We start from the raw sequence: 17,143 nt of genomic DNA, 5'->3' as shown, positions 1-17,143 counted from the left end.
AGGTAACTTAGGATCCAGAAAGCGTAACTGAGAAGATTGCGGTATGCCATACACGGGTAGATTGTGCGAACTTTCATTGCTCTTTGTTGTTTTAGGCCTATATTCAACAGTACAGTTATGACATTGATCTAACATGTATAGCTGTGAGTAAAGGATAATAAATGCTTGATTGAAAATGGATTAATCAAGTTAACAATAAGTCAGTGGAGACTCCCAATGAAAAAACTACTTTCAGTACTTGCTGTTTCTGCAGCAGTGATGGCACCAGCAGCATTTGCTTCTTCGCCTGTTATGTTTTCAACGATCAACGGCTATAACGCACCAGATTCCGACTCGGTTGGCGGTGTGCGTTTGGCTCTGCTGCATGGACAAGTCAATGACCTTAAAGGTGTCGATCTTGCTGTTGTGGGTATGTCAGAGACGCAAACGACGACAGGTGTGAATTTGGGCTTTTTTGGTGCGCATAAAGTAAACCAAGAAATGACCGGTGCTTCACTGGGTATATTCAACTGGAACCCAGGAAAAACCACTGGTTTGAACTTGGGTGCCGTTAATATCACTAACGATGTGAAAGGCGCGAACGTGAGTTTTGTAAACTACTCGGAAGGCGACACTCTGGTTGATGTTGGTGCCGCAAACCTTTCTGAAGTGTCTACGGTTCAGGTTGGTATTTTCAACAAAACTAAAAAAATCGAGGGCGTACAAGTTGGTCTGCTCAACTGTGCTGACAACGGTTTCTTCCCGTGCTTCCCAATTATAAACTTTGCTAAGTAAGTCTATAATACTTAGCCACACGGTTTGAGTTTTCTCTTATTAAGCTAAGACTTTATTAACGCCTAAACTTTTGTTTAGGCGTTGTTGTATTTACGACTTCATGCGGTTTTTTCTCTTCCATTTCTGATGCACACCACGACGCAGGCTCTGGAAGCTGTTTTCTACCTTATCGACACCAAGCAAGATAACCAGCGCCATTAGCGTGATGATAACAGACTGAGATAGGTGCCCTAAGGCTATCATCATTCCCAAAGCCGCCAGCACCCAGATGATCGCGGCAGACGTGACGCCATGAATCTTACCATCCAATGTCATCATTACTCCTGCACCAAGAAACCCGACCCCCGTTATTATCTGACCAAGCACACGGGCTTGATCGAGCGTGTTAGGAGATAAGCTAATCGCCATGGTGAGAAAGAAATAAGTACCGCTGATAATCAAAATTGAGGTTCGTATTCCAACGGGTTTACCGCGGGTTTGCCTTTCGATTCCGATTAACGAACCACACAGCATACATACCGCGAGGCCTGCCCAGCTAAAGGGGGCAAGGTTGAGAGTTTGTTCTATAAATTGTGGCATATCACCCCTCCTAAAAATTTAGAATAGAGCCGAGTATGCTAATAATAGACCGGACGATCGAACAAAAACTTTTTGTCTTAACGATTGGATTGTCTGCTTGAGGTTTAACAGCCAGTGGTGGTCAATGAGAAAGTAGGGGCTTCTGTCTCTGTCGCTTCTTGGTATTCAAGACGATAAGAAGCGACCATTGCTCGAGATAGAGTTATTCAATGTGCAGATCGAGTGGTGTCTTACTGCTGCGGCCGCCGATCTCGCGAGTTAACTTAGGCACTAGGTAACCAGAAACTTCAGAGATTAATCCCCTAAAGTGGGCCTTTGCTTCTTCATCGGAGATATAGAAGTGAGCGGCGCCCTGAACCTTATCAAGAACATGCATATAGTACGGTAAAACACCGGCATCGAATAGCTTTTCGCTCAACTCTTTCAATGAGTTAGCGCTGTCGTTGACGCCTTTTAGCATCACGCCCTGATTAAGCAGAGTCGCACCACTGAGTTTCAACTTATGGAAAGCTTGTTTGAGCTCCACGTTGATTTCATTGGCGTGATTGATATGGCTGACCATGACCACATTGAGGCGAGTTTGAGCTAACAATTGGCATAGTTCATCAGTCACTCGAGCAGGGATCACAACCGGTAATCGGCTATGAATTCGAACGGTTTTTACATGCGGGATCTGTTCGATAGCATGGATAAGCCATTCGAGTTCGCTGTCTTTGGCCATCAAAGGGTCGCCACCCGATAAGATAACTTCATTGATCTCGGGATGTTGAGCCACATAATCTAGGCTGGTTTGCCACACTGACTTAGAACCCTTGTTGTCTTGATAAGGGAAATGGCGACGGAAGCAGTAGCGGCAGTTTACAGCGCACCCCCCTTTTACAATCATCAGTGCGCGGCTTTTGTATTTATGCAGCAGTCCAGGTATTGCGTTTTCTTGCTCTTCCAGCGGATCGGCGGAATAGCCTTGATGAACCTCGAACTCTTCGTTGAGTGGTAACACCTGACGCAATAAAGGGTCGCGTGGGTTGCCTTTTTCCATTCGCTCTACAAAGCTGAGGGGGACTCTAAGTGAAAATAGCTCACGTGCCGCGAATCCTTTTTGCCACGGTGTTGGGTCTATTTCTAATACTTCAAGCAGTTTTGTCGGGTCAGAGATCGCATTCGATAGTTGTTTGAGCCAGTTTTGCTCAACAGATTCGATTTTTCGGGTTATGATATGCGGCATTGAAATTAACTCAAAGATGTGGAAGAGAAAATCATGGCGTCAGTAAGCACCAATGAATTCAAAGGCGGTTTAAAATTCATGTTAGATAATGAGCCTTGCGCAATTATCGACAATGAATACGTTAAGCCAGGTAAAGGCCAAGCGTTTAACCGTGTAAAACTTCGTAAACTGCTGTCAGGCAAAGTGTTAGAGAAAACATTCAAATCAGGCGAAAGTTTTGAGCTTGCAGATGTTGTTGACGTTGAACTAGGTTACCTATACAACGATGGCGAATTCTACCACTTCATGAACAACGAAACATTTGAGCAAATCGCAGCAGATGTAAAAGCAGTCGCTGACTCAGCAAAATGGTTAGTTGAAAATGACGTTTGTACTCTAACGTTGTGGAATGATAACCCTATCACTGTTACTCCGCCAAACTTTGTTGAGATCGAAGTAACTGAAACCGATCCTGGCCTTAAAGGCGATACACAGGGTACGGGTGGTAAACCTGCAACTCTAGCAACAGGCGCGGTTGTTCGTGTACCTCTATTTATCGCTATCGGTGAAGTTGTTAAAGTTGATACTCGTACTGGCGAATACGTTGGTCGTGTGAAGTAATTTGATTGTGTCCATCTTGTTTAAAGTGGCTCAGTGAAATAGAAAAGGTCGCTTATCGCGGCCTTTTTTGTATCTGGCGATCAGGAGAAGCGGTAGGGGCAGATACGAGTAACCGAGATACGAAGAGCGGGAAGCTCAAGAGCGAGTGAGCTAGATGTGTGGTATTCGACAAACAATAAAAAAGCAGAGCTGGATAACCTAGCTCTGCTTTCGATTTTCTGTTCTTAAGTGCTTCGAATCTCGATTACTCGAATCCCGAATCTGCTCTTAACTGTTAAATCATAAAAATGAAGATAACAGACAGTGCGCTGATTAGGCCTGCGAAGAAGTAGCAACCCACTTTACCAGCAACGCCGACGTGGAACTTAAGGTCGTGCATACCGTGGTGAAGACGGTGCATTGCATGCCACATTGGCAGTGCCAGCGTACCGATGATGAATAGCGCACCGATAATGCTGGTGGCGAATTCAGACACACGCTCGTAGCTCATTGCGTCAGCATCGATAATGCCCATTGGCACTAAGATACCTAACACTAGAATCGTGATAGGTGTGATCATCGCGAACCAAGTACCGCCAGCGCCAAATAGGCCCCACCAGATTGGCTCATCAGAGCGTTTAGGATCGTGGTTAACAGGTTTCACTTTGTAATTTGTGTTCATAACGAAAGCTCCTTACACCACAACAAGAACGATTAAAGAAATGAAAGCGACCGCTGCCCACTGAGTCAATACGATGATTCTTTTATCAACCAATTTGCCTTTAAGGCGGATTGGCATTACTTGAGGCATCATGCTGAAGAAGGTTTGAGCGTGCATTAAGCTGCCCAGTAGCGCCACGATATTAATACCGATAACAACAGGGTTAGCCATAAAGCTTAACCAACCTGCCCATGCTTCAGGGCCTTTCACCAATGAACCCAAACCGAAGGTTAGGAATACAGTGAACAGAATCAAAGGCAGTACAGTTGCTTCACGTAACATGTAGAAGCGGTAGAACGGATGGTTGCTCCACCACGTTCTGTTCATCTCACGAACATAAGGTTTACGTTTGCTCATCTTATGCCTCCTCTGCTGATTTTACTTGCGATCCATCTGGCTTGAACATCGAGATAACGAAGTCCATTGAAGACTCAACTTTGCCTTGGTTAACGGCCGCTGCTGGGTCTACTTTCTTCGGACAAACTTCAGAACAGTAACCAACGAACGTACAACCCCAAGCGCCGTTTTCACCATTGATCAGCTTCATACGTTCAGCTTTACCGTTGTCACGGCTATCTAGGTTGTATCGGTGAGCCAGAGTAAGAGCTGCAGGGCCGATGAACTCAGGGTTTAGACCAAACTGAGGACACGCCGCGTAACACAAACCACAGTTGATGCAGTTAGCGAACTGTTTGTACTTCGCCATTTGCTCTGGAGTTTGGATGTTGGTGCCGTCTTCTGGTTTACGGTCATTACCGATGATGTAAGGCTTGATCGCTTCAAGGCGCTCGATGAACGGTGTCATGTCGACAATCAAATCTTTCTCGATTGGGAAGTTAGCCAATGGCTCAATTTTGAAGCCGTTTGGATAATCACGTAAGAAGCTCTTACACGCCAGTTTTGGCACGCCATCAACCATGATGCCGCAAGAACCACAAATCGCCATACGACAAGACCAACGGTAAGACAGGTCTTTATCTAGGTTATCTTTGATGTAACCAATCGCATCAAGTACTGACATGGTTTCATCAAACGGAACTTCAAAGGTTTGAAAGTGAGGTTCTGCATCTTGCTCAGGGTCATAACGCAGGATTTCAATTTTTTGGATTCGATTCGCTGACATTATGCTTGCTCCTCTTCGCTCTTCTTCGCATTCTCTTCTGCTGCTTTTTCAGCGGCAGCGGCTTTCTCAGCAGCTTCACCGTACAGACGAGCTTTAGGTTGAGATTTAGTAATCTTAACGCCGCTGTAGTCGATGGTTGGTGCTGCATCTTCGTTGTAGAACGATAGAGAGTGTTTCAGGAAGTTCACGTCGTCACGTTCTGTGCAGTTGTCGTCTAGACGTTGGTGCGCACCGCGAGACTCTTTACGAAGAATCGCTGAGTGAACCATCGCTTCAGCAACTTCAAGACCGTAACCGACTTCGATAGCGTAAAGTAGGTCCGTGTTGAACACTTGGCCTTTGTCTTTAATGCTGATCTTTTTGTAACGTGCTTTTAGCTCAGTGATTTTGTCGATGGTTTCTTGCATCAAGTCTTCTTGACGGTAGATACCACAACCCGCTTCCATGGTGTGACCCATTTCAGTACGGATATCAGCCCAGTTCTCATCGCCTTCTTGGCTTAGTAGACCTGCGATGCGATCTTCAACCGCTTTCACTTGCTTCGCGATAGACTCTTCATTCCAGCCTTTGAATTCCGCTGCACGTTTCACGGCTTGTTCACCCGCTACGCGACCAAATACAACGAACTCAGCCAGAGAGTTAGAACCTAGACGGTTTGCACCGTGCAGACCAACTGAAGCACATTCACCAACAGCGAATAGACCTTTAATGCGAGTTTCACAGGTACCGTTAGTTTCAATACCACCCATGGTGTAGTGAACGGTCGGACGAATTGGGATTGGCTCTTTTGCTGGGTCGACGTTTACGTACGCTTTTGCTAGCTCACAGATAAACGGTAGGCGTTCTTGCAGGTACTCTTCACCAAGGTGGCGAAGGTCAAGGTGTACGACATCACCAAGCGGGTGCTTGATGGTGTTGCCTTTCTGCTGCTCGTGCCAGAATGCTTGAGAAACTTTGTCACGAGGACCCAGTTCCATGTATTTGTTTTTCGGCTCGCCCACTGGAGTTTCAGGGCCCATACCGTAATCTTGGAGGTAACGGTAGCCGTTCTTGTTGACGATGATACCGCCTTCACCACGACAACCTTCGGTCATCAAGATGCCAGTGCCTGGTAGGCCTGTTGGGTGGTATTGAACGAACTCCATATCACGCAGTGGTACACCGTGGCGATAAGCCATTGCCATACCGTCGCCAGTTACGATGCCGCCGTTGGTATTACAGTGGTAAACACGACCTGCGCCACCGGTTGCTAGAACAACAGATTTTGCTTTGATGGTAACAAGCTCACCTTCAGACATGTGAATCGCGATTAGGCCTTGTACTTCGCCTTCCTCTACGAGCAAATCCACCACAAAGTACTCATCAAATCGTTTGATTGTGTCGTACTTCATCGAAGTCTGGAACAGAGTATGAAGCATGTGGAAGCCGGTTTTATCCGCTGCGAACCACGTTCTCTCTACCTTCATACCGCCGAATCGGCGTACGTTTACTTCACCGTTTTCTTTACGACTCCATGGGCAGCCCCATTGTTCCATTTGGATCATTTCGCGAGTCGAGTTTTCAACAAAGTATTCAACAACATCCTGTTCACATAGCCAGTCGCCACCGCCAACAGTATCGTTGAAGTGGTTATCTAGGCTATCTTCGTCTTTAATTACTGCTGCTGAACCGCCTTCTGCTGCTACCGTGTGCGAGCGCATTGGGTAAACTTTAGAAATCAGTGCTACTTCCAATTCAGGATTAGCTTCAGCCGCAGCGATAGCTGTACGAAGACCAGCGCCGCCTGCGCCGATGACTGCGATATCTGTGGTAATTGTCTTCACAGTTATTCTCCAGTGTGATGCGGAGTATTCCGCTTGTAATTATAAAAAGCTTATTGGTAGCACTTGCTAATTGGCAGTACTTACTTATTGAGAGCACTTACTAATCGATAGCACTTACTAACTAATAGTACGTAAACGGTATCAACCGCTTATCACCCCTAAGCCTTAAGTGGTAGGTTCAGTGTACGAGAGGAAGGTATTCTAAAAGTTGATGTATTTGGGTTTTTAGGTCGGTAATGCATATGGGGGCATAGAAATTATAGGTTATGTGACTGCAATCACGGCAATGAATTGTTGATAACGATTCCCCCACAAGAGTCGTGTTAACGGCTTGTTGAGTATGATTTTTGTTATCAATGTGGCTAGCGGCTAAATATTAGTAAATGTATTGTAGTACGTAATTTTCTGGCTTCATAAAACAACATGCTGGTTTGATAAGGCAAAGATAGAAGCTTACAAAAGAGACGAAAAGTGGTAATTTTCGTCGCCTAGAATTCAGTGATATGGAACTTAATAATGCACTCCACATGGCAACCTGCCGCAACCATTAAGCAGTTAAAGCAACGTGCTGATATCCTTACTCAAATCCGTCATTTTTTTGCAAAGCGAGACGTGATGGAAGTGGATACGCCAGCCATGAGTCACGCCACGGTGACGGACGTGCATTTACATACCTTCAAAACTGAATTCGTAGGGCCGGGTTATGCGCACGGTCAGCCCTTGTTCTTTATGACGAGCCCAGAGTTTCATATGAAACGACTGTTAGCGGCGGGCAGTGGTTGTATCTACCAAATTTGTAAGTCTTTCCGTAACGAAGAAAATGGTCGTTATCATAACCCTGAGTTCACCATGTTGGAGTGGTATCGCGTGGGGTTTGATCACCACGATTTGATGGACGAAATGGACCTCCTATTGCAGCAAATTCTCAAGTCTGACAAAGCGGAGCGAATGACTTACCAGCAAGCCTTTATTGATGTGTTGGGGGTTTGTCCGCTGGAAGACTCGATGGATACGCTGAAGCAAGCGGCTGCACCACTTGGGTTAAGTGATATTGCGGATCCTGAAGAAGATCGCGATACGCTATTACAGCTTCTTTTCAGTATTGGGGTAGAGGCGAAAATAGGCCAAGATGTTCCGGCCTTTGTTTATGATTTCCCGGCATCGCAAGCAGCGTTAGCCAAGATCAATTCTGATGACTCAAGAGTAGCGGATCGCTTTGAGGTGTATTTCAAAGGCATCGAGTTAGCTAACGGCTTCCACGAGTTAGATAAACCGCAAGAGCAACTTAAGCGCTTTGAAGATGACAATGCAAAACGTATCGAGATGGGATTATCGCCTCAACCGATTGATCATCATTTGATTGAGGCATTAAAAGCGGGCTTGCCAGACTGTGCAGGTGTTGCTTTAGGTATTGATCGTCTGATCATGTTGGCTTTGGGCTACGACCATATCGATGACGTGACGGCTTTTCCGTTCCCGCGTTCTTAGCTTTTTGCTTTTGTTTTTATTGAGAGTTAATGGTCATTAGCTATTAACCATTAGCTATTAACTATTAACTATTAACTCTCAGCTTCCAACTCGCTTCACTAGCTGACCAGAATCCCAGTGCCCACCACGGCAACAATGGCACCTATCCAAGCGTAGGCATTTGGCCTCTGTTTGGTGTACAACCAGAGTATTGGTAACAACATGATGGGTGTGGTCGAAGATAACAGTGCGACCATACCGACATTGCCTTCCTGCAACGCATACAAAATCAGTGTCATTCCCACGGCCATCGCTAAAAAGCCATTAACCGCAGTAATTGCGAATATCTGTTTATTCATTGGGTTGATTGCGCGTGAAAGTTTAGCGCCCGTTAAACGAAACAGAGAGTGAGCAACAAAGGCGGTGATCATTCGAATGGCTGAAGCGGCGACAGGGTCGATGTTGGTTTGCATTACCGGCTTTGCAATGATGCCACCCAGTGCCTGGCAGATAGCGGCTGTAATTCCTAAAGCAACGCCAATCCACACTGTGCCTTTGATGGTTTCGAGCTGGTTTTTCGCTTGTCCACGACGACCAAAGAAGATGGCGGTTAATACCCCACTAAACACCAACGCTGAGCCAATAAGCTCAACCGAAGTCATGCTTTCGCTAAACAGGAAGTAGCCGAGAATAGCGGAAAATACCGCGTGACAAGAGAACAGCAAACCGGCTTGGCGTGGCCCCATGCGATTCAAGCACGCGAACAGGGCGGTATCACCAATGAAGATACCAATAAGGCCAGACAGCATCATAGGTGTGACGAGGTCGGCTTCGACACTTGACCACCCACCGGTGAACCAAGCCATGCTCGATAAGATGATTGCGGTGCAACCCATACGCCATCGGCTATAGGCAAAAGAACCTAAGTGTTGAGCGGGTTTTACTGACATCAGGCTCGCTATCGCCCATAGAAAAGCGGCGGCTAGAGCTAACCATTCAAATCCCATGTCATTAACGTCCTTGTGTCTGGGATAAATTAGCTCATCAATATGCATCAAACCGAACTGAGAACAAAGTGATTCTTAACAAAAGAACCATGAACGTGGACAGTTCGGCTTAGCTTGATGTGATTAATGACGCGTTACACCTTAAAGCGCTCCACATCTTGGCGCATCGACTCTGCTGCATGGCTCATTTCATTTGAACTGTTGCGGCTGCTTTCTGCTTGCTGCGCAAGATCGTCAGAGGCATCTTTGATTCCTTGCGTATTACGGCTGATGTCTTCGCTTACCGCGCGTTGCTCTTCTGCAGCACTGGCGATTTGCAGCGCCATGTCGTTGATTTCAGTGATCGCATGAGTGATTTTAGTCAGGCTGCCATGAGCTTGCTCGGCGAATCCAACACTATTTTCGGCCAGTTGAGTGCTGGTGGTCATGCTTTCAACGGCATGTTGAGTATTCTTTTGCAACGTATCAATCATCACGCGGATCTCTTCCGTCGAACCATGCGTTCGTTGACTTAGTACTCGTACTTCATCGGCCACAACGGCAAACCCGCGACCTTGTTCACCTGCACGGGCGGCTTCAATTGCTGCATTCAATGCCAACAGGTTAGTTTGCTCGGCAATGCCCTGAATGGTGGATAGGATCTGGTTGATGCTTTGAGCATTACTCTCTAATTCACGAATCACATTGGCGGCGTCTTCAACTTGAGTTGCGAGGCCAGTAATCGCATCGCGGTTTTGTTGAATAACCTCTTGGCCTTCGTTACAAGCGGTGGCTGACGCTTGAGAAGCGGATGCTGTGAGTTCGGCATGGCTAGCCACTTCAGCTGCCGTGGCTGACATCTCATGAATCGCGGTCGCTATTTGATTGATATCGTTTTGCTGATTCTCAACTCGAATGGATGATTGGGTCGCCAGTTGATTGGCTTTCTCTGCATGATTGTTGAGATCGTGGCTGTGCTCTATCACGCCCTTCAACATGCTTTGCATCTGGCTTAAGAACTGGTTTACAAGCTCGGCAAGTTTGCCAATCTCATCCATACGCGTGATATCAATACGTTGAGTGAGGTCGCCTCTGCCTTGAGCCAGCTGAGTCAGTGCTTCTGATAAGGTTTGTAGTGGGGAAAGTAGGCGGTTGATCACCATTGTGCTCGCAATCGAAATCACGATGTACAAAATCAAAGAAGTCAGGGAGATAAATTGAATCGCGTCAGAGACCGCAGAAAATGCCATTTCCTTATCGATAACAATACCCAGTGACCAATCGGTATTCGGGACATTGGCAATATAGACCATTTTATCCCCTTGGCCAGGCCAAGTTAGCGTGGTGATCATTTGTCCTTGGATCAGTTGTGACACTTTATTGGCCGTTAGCTCTGGGTTCAAACTGGTCAATGGTTTTTGACTCAAGGCTTCATCACTGTACGCCACGATGTTGTTGTTACCATCCACTAAAAATGCAAAACCATCGTTCTCGAGTTTTACATTGAGTACGGTATCAATAATGCTGGTAACGGTTAAGTCCGCCGCGAGGACGCCCTGTTTTTCACCGTTGAATGCTTTGGCAAAGCTGATGACGATACTGCCGTCAAAATCTTGATAAGGTTCGGTAATGATGAGGTCTGATGTTGCGCTGGCATCTTGATACCAAGGGCGGGTACGTGGATCGTAGCCTGCTGGCCAATCTTCACCTTTGTCGCCATAAGCGATTGTGCCATCGCTGAACCCTGCATAAACAGACAGGAATTGCCCGGCTTGTTTGGTGATTAATAACTCGCGGTCAGAATTACTATTGCTTGAAATGGTCGATTCATTGGCAAGCATCATATCACTGCGGATGGAGAGCCAATCAGCAATATAATTTGTGGTGCCAACACTGACATTTTTCATTTCTTGGTTGATCGCGATTTCAGTTTCTTGAGTGAGTTGATTAACCGATATCCAAGCTTGGGTACCACTCACGACGGCGATAATGATCGCAATGGCGATCTGAATTTTAAATTTAATAGTATGTCTCAAGGTCCATTCCTCTCTATTAGACAAAAACCTAATTACGTACTTAATGGTGAATTGACGTGTCTCTGATGCGTGTATAGTGCCGCTCTCTCAAGTGGAATAAATGTGCTTAAAATCATAAATTCTAAATATATCGATCCTACTTTTTGACAAACAGTGAAGTGGAATCACAGTTATTTATCGATTGAAAACTGATCAACCCTCCAGCTAGCGAAATTAGGACTGCTATCTGGAGGGCTGTAGTGAAAAGTTAACGTGCTAGATGATAATAAGCCGTGTTAGGTGATAATAAACAGCGCGAGGTAGACCATTAATAAGCCTACGATACCTAAGATGATACCCATCTTCGCCATGTCTTTGCTTTCGATAAGCCCGGTTGAGTAAGCCAACGAGTTGGGCGGTGTCGATACCGGAAGAATCATACCCAGTGAGGCGGAGAAGGCGACCACAACCAGCAAGCCTTGTAGGCCACCAATTGCGACTAAGCTTTCCATCGATGCGCCGATCGCAGCGGCAATAGGCATCAGTAAGTTGGCCGTCGCGGTGTTCGACATGAAGTTCGCCATTAACCAACACACGATAGACAATGTCAGTACCACAGCTGCAGGTGAGAGCGATTCATAGTCAATCGCGTGTGCCAATGCCGCCGCTAAGCCTGTTTTATCTAAGCCAATACCAATCGCAATACCCCCTGCGACCAACCACAATACATCCCAGTTAATCAGCTTGAGCTCTTCTTTACCCATAATGCCTGTGAGAGTAAAGACAGCCAATGGAATAATAGACACCACATAAGTGTTCATGCCATGCAGCTTGGTGGTCATCCACAATAAAATTGTCGCAGCGAAGGTGATGTAAACCACAATCGCTCGCCAGCTCTTTCTAAATTGTCCATCGAGCTTGAGCACCATGTTTCTTTCTTTAGAAGGGAAGAGTTTTTGTAGAAGAAACCAAGCGATGGTGAGTTGGATGATCACAAAGGGTAAGCCCATCATCATCCAACTTAAGAAGTCGATACTGTTTTCGCCAGTTAAATACTGCAATGCTATTGCGTTGGGCGGTGTACCGATGGGAGTGGCGATACCACCGGTGTTGGCCGCAATTGGAATACACAACACGAGTGCTTTAATCCCCATGTCGCCTTTAGGCGCAGAAGCCACTATTGGGCCTAGTAGAGCAAGCATCATGACTGTGGTCGCGGTGTTCGACATAAACATCGAGAACACGGCAGTAATCAGCATTAAGCCAAGCATAATGAAGCGCGGCTCTGTACCAAATGGCTTGAGCAGTACTCGGGCTAAGTTGTTATCGAGTTCGTACTTGGATGCCGAGATAGCGAGTGCAAAACCACCCATAAAGAGGATGATAATTGGTGACGAAAACGCACCGAATATGTCGGTATATTTGATTAACTCACCGAGATCGTGTCCTGCTGGTGGGCTTCTGAATAAATGTAAGCCTTTGTCGGAAATCATCACCAATTCAAGTGCAATGATCAGGATTGACGTCGCGAATACCGGAACCGGTTCCAGAACCCAAAGTAGCGCAGCTAATAGAAATATCGCCAGTAAGCGGTGCTGAATCAAGGTGAGGTTATCTATGGGGATCGAGTCGATAGGCATGAATAGCACGCCCAAGGGAATCGCAAAACAAATCAATAGCTTGACCAATACGCCAACATTGAGTTTAGGCATGATACAAAGACCCTATGAATAAAATATCTTCAAATAGAGTAAGTTATCTGGATTTTTGGTACTTGGAGACGGGTTGTAAAATCGAAAAGTTGTTGAAGGTTTCGACAGTTGTTTTGTTTTTGGTCAACTTTTTAATGAAGAGGTCTGAATTTGTTACGAAGGGCTATGAGCTTGTTATTTATGGCTATTAACTTGTTACGAAGCGCTACGAACAGTATGGTCGGTGACGAAAAAGGCGCGTTATTTACTAGAAATAACGCGCCTTTAGAATGTCTATGAACGAACTCAAGAAGCTATGCTTGGTCTGTGTTCTCAACCGTTTCAGCCGCGTCTTCACTTACTTCAGCGTTTTTGCCTGCAATATGCGCGAAAGGGGTGCCTAGAACGGTTTTCTCACCATTCTGCATCGTTTCGTCAAACTTGATGGCATCTTTAGCGAACAGGTTGATAACGGTTGAACCAAGCTTAAAGCGGCCCATCTCTTCGCCTTTCTTCAAGATGATTGCTTTGTCACCTTGTGCAGGGTAATCCCATTTGTAAACCGAGTTACCACGAGGTGGGGTGATGGTACCTGCCCATACTTGCTCGATGCTGCCAACGATAGTTGCGCCAACCAGCACTTGTGCCATTGGGCCAAACTCTGTATCGAAGATACAAACTACACGCTCATTACGTGCGAATAGGTTTGGAACATTCTCTGCCGTTAGCGGGTTTACAGAGAAAAGGTCACCAGGAACGTAGATCATCTGGCGCAGTGTGCCATCGCATGGCATGTGAACACGGTGGTAATCACTTGGCGATAAGTAAAGTGTCGCGAATTCGCCGTCTTTGAACTCATCCGCTAGGCTTGAATCACCGCCCAATAGTTCGCGAGCTGAGTAGTTGTGGCCTTTAGCTTGAATAAGTTGGCCGTCAGTAATTGGGCCAAATTGGCTTACGCGTGCATCAGCAGGGTGAACAATAACAGATTCACCTTCAGCAATAGGACGCATGCCTTCTTTCAATTCACGTACGAAGAATTCATTGAATGTTTTAAAGTGTTTTGGATCGCTATGCAGAGCTTCATCCATGTTTACTTTGTATTGCTTGATGAACCAGTTGATGATCGCTGTCGTTAAGCCACCCGCTTTAGCAGACGCCAGTTTACCGACTAGGCGAGTTAGCCCATGCTGTGGGATCCAGTACTGCAATCCAACTTTAATCTTATCCATTGTATTAATTTTCCAATGCTAATTGTTTTTCAATTAAATCTGTCGATGACGGTTTAGGGCGCGAGATGTTACTTAAATTCACGCCAATTGTCAGTAAATGCACACATTTGTTCACAAAAACGCGATTAGAGATCGGCTTTCTTGCTTCGTGAGTACTGACGGTTATCTTTGTTGTCAGCCATGGTTTCAATAATGCGATGGTAGCTAGCAAAACGTAAACGGCTGATTCTACCGTCTTCTACGGCTTCACGTAGAAGGCATCCTGGGTCGTCATTGTGTTTACAATCACGGAACTTACAACCACCTAGAAATGGCTTGAATTCAATGAAAGCGTCAGTGATTTCGTCTGGTTCTAAATGCCATAAGCCGAATTCACGTACCCCTGGGGAATCGATAAGATCACCACCAGAAGGGAAGTGATACAAACGTGCTGCCGTTGTCGTGTGTTGACCCAGTCCTGAGTTTTCAGAAACGGCGCCTTCCTCGATATCTAGTGTTGGCATGAGTGCATTCACTAAGCTTGATTTACCCACGCCAGATTGACCAACAAAAATGTTGATGCGATCTTTGAGTTCAGCTTCCAGCTCTTTGATGCCGTAACCCGACTCTTTACTCACAAACATCACCTTGTAGCCGATTTTTTCGTACACTTTCAGTGTTTCGCGGTATTCAGCAATCTGTTTTTCAGTCAGTAGGTCGACTTTATTGAGAACCACAAGTGGGGCAATGTTGACGGTTTCTGAGGCAATTAAGTAACGGTCGATAATATTAAGTGATAGCTCGGGTAACACTGCCGATACGATAACCATTTGGTCAACGTTTGCAGCAACTGGTTTTAGGCCATCGTAGTAATCAGGGCGAGTCAGCATTGAAGTTCTTGGCTCAACCGCTTCTACTACACCTGAAATACCAGCCATCGACTCTAAGCCTGCGCGCCAAGTTACTCGGTCACCAGAAACTAAGGTCTCGATACTACGGCGTAAGTTACAACGATGAACTTCGTTAGTTTCAAGATCTTCGATATCAGCATGTTGCCCAAAGCGCGTAATGACCAATCCGCTTTTTGTGCCACCAAGCATGTTCTCATCCCATTGGATAGAATCTTCTTTCTTGAGTCGCTTGTTCTGGTTGCTACGTACACGACGTACCTGACCTTTAGTTAACTTCTTTTTTTTAGCCACAATTTTTCACTTAACACATCTAACTTGATGATTGGGGACTCAAACAAGGTGTTGCTGGTGCCATATGATTTCGATGGCCCTAGAGCTAGTTTGAGTATAGTTATTTGGGTATAGTACCTCTTTTACACATAAACAAATAGGCGACGCCTTATGTCCTTTAGCGATCAGAACCTGATTTGGGTTGATCTAGAGATGACTGGACTTGATCCTGAAACTCACAAAATCATTGAAATTGCGACTATCGTTACCGATAGTGAGCTTAACATCCTGGCTGAAGGACCTGTTTTGGCTATTCACCAACCTCAGAGTGAATTGGACAAGATGGACGAGTGGTGCACAACGACTCATACCGGCAGTGGCCTAGTTAAGCGAATTCAAGAAAGCACGGTTTCAGAGCAAGATGCGATTCAACAAACCATTGAGTTTCTTGAGAAATGGGTACCAAAAGGTAAGTCACCGATTTGTGGTAACAGCATTGGTCAAGACCGCCGTTTCCTATACAAACACATGCCTGAGTTGGAAGAGTACTTCCACTACCGCTATGTTGACGTAAGCACTTTGAAAGAGCTGACTCGCCGTTGGAAACCTGAAGTGTTAGATGGGTTTTCTAAGTCGGGAAGCCACCTTGCATTAGACGATATTCGTGAGTCGATTGCTGAGCTGCAGTACTACCGAAAAACGATTATTAACATCTAATCAGATCAAACGATCACGTTTATCTAACTTTTCAGGGACATAAGAGCCAATTTTTTTGCAAATCTGTGTGCTTTTACAGCAGTTGAGTAAAAACTTTCGTAATTTTGCATTAAGGACTTGCATCACAAAAAAATGCTCTTATAATTCGCAGCCCTGAACGGCGAAAGACGTTTCAGATTGCGATACTAGCTCAGTTGGTAGAGCGCAACCTTGCCAAGGTTGAGGTCATCGGTTCGAACCCGATGTATCGCTCCAATTTCTTTCTTAGGATTGATGTTGGAAATATAGAGTCATTAACTTAAATAATGCATCCGGACGCGGGATGGAGCAGTTTGGTAGCTCGTCGGGCTCATAACCCGAAGGTCGTCGGTTCAAATCCGGCTCCCGCAACCACATTACAGCTACACGTTGATAGCTTCTTTGCAGTAAGAACTTAGTTTCTAGCAGACAAGATGAACGGTTAGCTTATGCGATACTAGCTCAGTTGGTAGAGCGCAACCTTGCCAAGGTTGAGGTCATCGGTTCGAACCCGATGTATCGCTCCAATTTCTTTCTTAGGATTGATGTTGGGAATATAGAGTCATTAACTTAAACAATGCATCCGGACGCGGGATGGAGCAGTTTGGTAGCTCGTCGGGCTCATAACCCGAAGGTCGTTGGTTCAAATCCGGCTCCCGCAACCACATTACAGTTGAACGTTGATTTGATGCTTCTTAGCAGAAAAGGTTAACGGTTAGCTTATGCGATACTAGCTCAGTTGGTAGAGCGCAACCTTGCCAAGGTTGAGGTCATCGGTTCGAACCCGATGTATCGCTCCACATTCAGTTCTTAGAAGTCATCTCCTAGAGAAAGTACTCAGAATGAAATGGTTTCGTCTCATTGTCTTAAACGATCATGATGCGAAAAGAGAAACATCCGGACGCGGGATGGAGCAGTTTGGTAGCTCGTCGGGCTCATAACCCGAAGGTCGTCGGTTCAAATCCGGCTCCCGCAACCACATTACAGTTGAACGTTGATTTGATGCTTTGTAGCAGAAAAGATGAACGGTTAG

General features: G+C 45.7%; 15 protein-coding genes and 6 tRNA genes. 10 read left to right on the top strand and 11 right to left on the bottom strand.

What is annotated here, in order from left to right:
* The first annotated feature begins 216 nt into the window (after positions 1 to 216).
* Positions 217 to 774, top strand: coding sequence for a hypothetical protein (locus tag L8S15_RS18360; protein ID WP_016793740.1), 558 nt, complete (start codon positions 217 to 219; stop codon positions 772 to 774).
* A 90-nt stretch (positions 775 to 864) separates the two neighbouring features.
* On the opposite strand, the gene L8S15_RS18355 is transcribed toward L8S15_RS18360, so the two are convergent.
* Entirely contained in the window at positions 865 to 1,353 is a 489-nt protein-coding gene (locus L8S15_RS18355) for an MgtC/SapB family protein (RefSeq protein WP_016793741.1), read from the bottom strand.
* A gap of 202 nt (positions 1,354 to 1,555) precedes the next feature.
* Positions 1,556 to 2,578 (bottom strand): EF-P beta-lysylation protein EpmB, encoded by a 1,023-nt coding sequence (gene epmB / locus L8S15_RS18350; protein ID WP_016795228.1) that lies wholly within the window; start codon positions 2,576 to 2,578, stop codon positions 1,556 to 1,558.
* 33 nt (positions 2,579 to 2,611) lie between these two features.
* On the opposite strand from epmB, the gene efp reads away from it, so the two are divergent.
* Positions 2,612 to 3,178 carry an elongation factor P gene (efp, locus tag L8S15_RS18345; RefSeq protein ID WP_009847919.1) on the top strand — a complete coding sequence of 189 codons (567 nt, stop codon included), beginning with the start codon at positions 2,612 to 2,614 and terminating at the stop codon, positions 3,176 to 3,178.
* Between the two features lie 274 nt (positions 3,179 to 3,452).
* Here the strand turns inward: efp and frdD are convergent, their stop codons facing one another.
* The 4 genes from frdD to frdA are packed head-to-tail and all read right to left on the bottom strand — an operon-like array spanning position 3,453 to position 6,824.
* Positions 3,453 to 3,839, bottom strand: coding sequence for a fumarate reductase subunit FrdD (gene frdD, locus L8S15_RS18340; RefSeq protein ID WP_010434036.1), 387 nt, complete (start codon positions 3,837 to 3,839; stop codon positions 3,453 to 3,455).
* Positions 3,840 to 3,851: 12 nt separating this feature from the next.
* The gene (gene frdC / locus L8S15_RS18335; protein ID WP_010434039.1) at positions 3,852 to 4,235 is read right to left on the bottom strand and encodes a fumarate reductase subunit FrdC; all 384 of its coding nucleotides are present in this window, start codon (positions 4,233 to 4,235) and stop codon (positions 3,852 to 3,854) included.
* 1 nt (position 4,236) lies between these two features.
* A complete protein-coding gene (locus L8S15_RS18330) occupies positions 4,237 to 5,001 on the bottom strand; it encodes a succinate dehydrogenase/fumarate reductase iron-sulfur subunit (RefSeq protein WP_010434042.1) in 765 nt (254 codons plus the stop codon).
* Positions 5,001 to 6,824 (bottom strand): fumarate reductase (quinol) flavoprotein subunit, encoded by a 1,824-nt coding sequence (gene frdA, locus L8S15_RS18325; protein ID WP_016795227.1) that lies wholly within the window; start codon positions 6,822 to 6,824, stop codon positions 5,001 to 5,003. Before frdA ends, L8S15_RS18330 begins: the two co-directional genes overlap by 1 nt.
* 516 nt (positions 6,825 to 7,340) lie before the next feature.
* On the opposite strand from frdA, the gene epmA reads away from it, so the two are divergent.
* Positions 7,341 to 8,312, top strand: a complete 972-nt coding sequence (gene epmA, locus L8S15_RS18320; protein ID WP_016787271.1) for an elongation factor P--(R)-beta-lysine ligase — start codon at positions 7,341 to 7,343, stop codon at positions 8,310 to 8,312.
* A gap of 98 nt (positions 8,313 to 8,410) precedes the next feature.
* Here the strand turns inward: epmA and L8S15_RS18315 are convergent, their stop codons facing one another.
* The 5 genes from L8S15_RS18315 to rsgA all read right to left on the bottom strand — a co-directional run bounded on the left by L8S15_RS18315 (position 8,411) and on the right by rsgA (position 15,396).
* Positions 8,411 to 9,298 carry a DMT family transporter gene (locus L8S15_RS18315; RefSeq protein ID WP_016787270.1) on the bottom strand — a complete coding sequence of 296 codons (888 nt, stop codon included), beginning with the start codon at positions 9,296 to 9,298 and terminating at the stop codon, positions 8,411 to 8,413.
* A 134-nt stretch (positions 9,299 to 9,432) separates the two neighbouring features.
* A complete protein-coding gene (locus tag L8S15_RS18310; RefSeq protein ID WP_280574548.1) occupies positions 9,433 to 11,313 on the bottom strand; it encodes a methyl-accepting chemotaxis protein in 1,881 nt (626 codons plus the stop codon).
* A 275-nt stretch (positions 11,314 to 11,588) separates the two neighbouring features.
* Entirely contained in the window at positions 11,589 to 13,004 is a 1,416-nt protein-coding gene (locus L8S15_RS18305; RefSeq protein ID WP_016797459.1) for an SLC13 family permease, read from the bottom strand.
* A 293-nt stretch (positions 13,005 to 13,297) separates the two neighbouring features.
* Entirely contained in the window at positions 13,298 to 14,215 is a 918-nt protein-coding gene (gene asd, locus L8S15_RS18300; protein ID WP_016797460.1) for an archaetidylserine decarboxylase, read from the bottom strand.
* 125 nt (positions 14,216 to 14,340) lie between these two features.
* A complete protein-coding gene (gene rsgA, locus L8S15_RS18295; protein WP_010434062.1) occupies positions 14,341 to 15,396 on the bottom strand; it encodes a small ribosomal subunit biogenesis GTPase RsgA in 1,056 nt (351 codons plus the stop codon).
* 150 nt (positions 15,397 to 15,546) lie between these two features.
* Here rsgA and orn point away from each other — a divergent pair, with 150 nt between their 5' ends.
* The 7 genes from orn (at position 15,547) to L8S15_RS18260 (ending at position 17,089) form a co-directional block, all read left to right on the top strand.
* On the top strand, positions 15,547 to 16,092 hold the full coding sequence (gene orn / locus L8S15_RS18290; RefSeq protein ID WP_010434065.1) for an oligoribonuclease: 546 nt from the start codon (positions 15,547 to 15,549) through the stop codon (positions 16,090 to 16,092).
* A gap of 179 nt (positions 16,093 to 16,271) precedes the next feature.
* Positions 16,272 to 16,347 (top strand) — tRNA-Gly (locus L8S15_RS18285).
* Between the two features lie 61 nt (positions 16,348 to 16,408).
* Positions 16,409 to 16,485: transfer RNA gene (locus L8S15_RS18280), tRNA-Met, on the top strand.
* A gap of 76 nt (positions 16,486 to 16,561) precedes the next feature.
* Positions 16,562 to 16,637, top strand: a tRNA-Gly gene (locus tag L8S15_RS18275).
* Between the two features lie 61 nt (positions 16,638 to 16,698).
* Positions 16,699 to 16,775 (top strand) — tRNA-Met (locus L8S15_RS18270).
* A gap of 59 nt (positions 16,776 to 16,834) precedes the next feature.
* Positions 16,835 to 16,910: transfer RNA gene (locus L8S15_RS18265), tRNA-Gly, on the top strand.
* Positions 16,911 to 17,012: 102 nt separating this feature from the next.
* Positions 17,013 to 17,089 (top strand) — tRNA-Met (locus tag L8S15_RS18260).
* The last annotated feature ends 54 nt before the right edge of the window (positions 17,090 to 17,143 follow it).

This window comes from Vibrio sp. S/42/10 (assembly GCF_029890535.1).
Classification (GTDB): Bacteria; Pseudomonadota; Gammaproteobacteria; order Enterobacterales; family Vibrionaceae; genus Vibrio; species Vibrio cyclitrophicus.
This window is presented reverse-complemented; position numbering and strand designations above follow the sequence as displayed.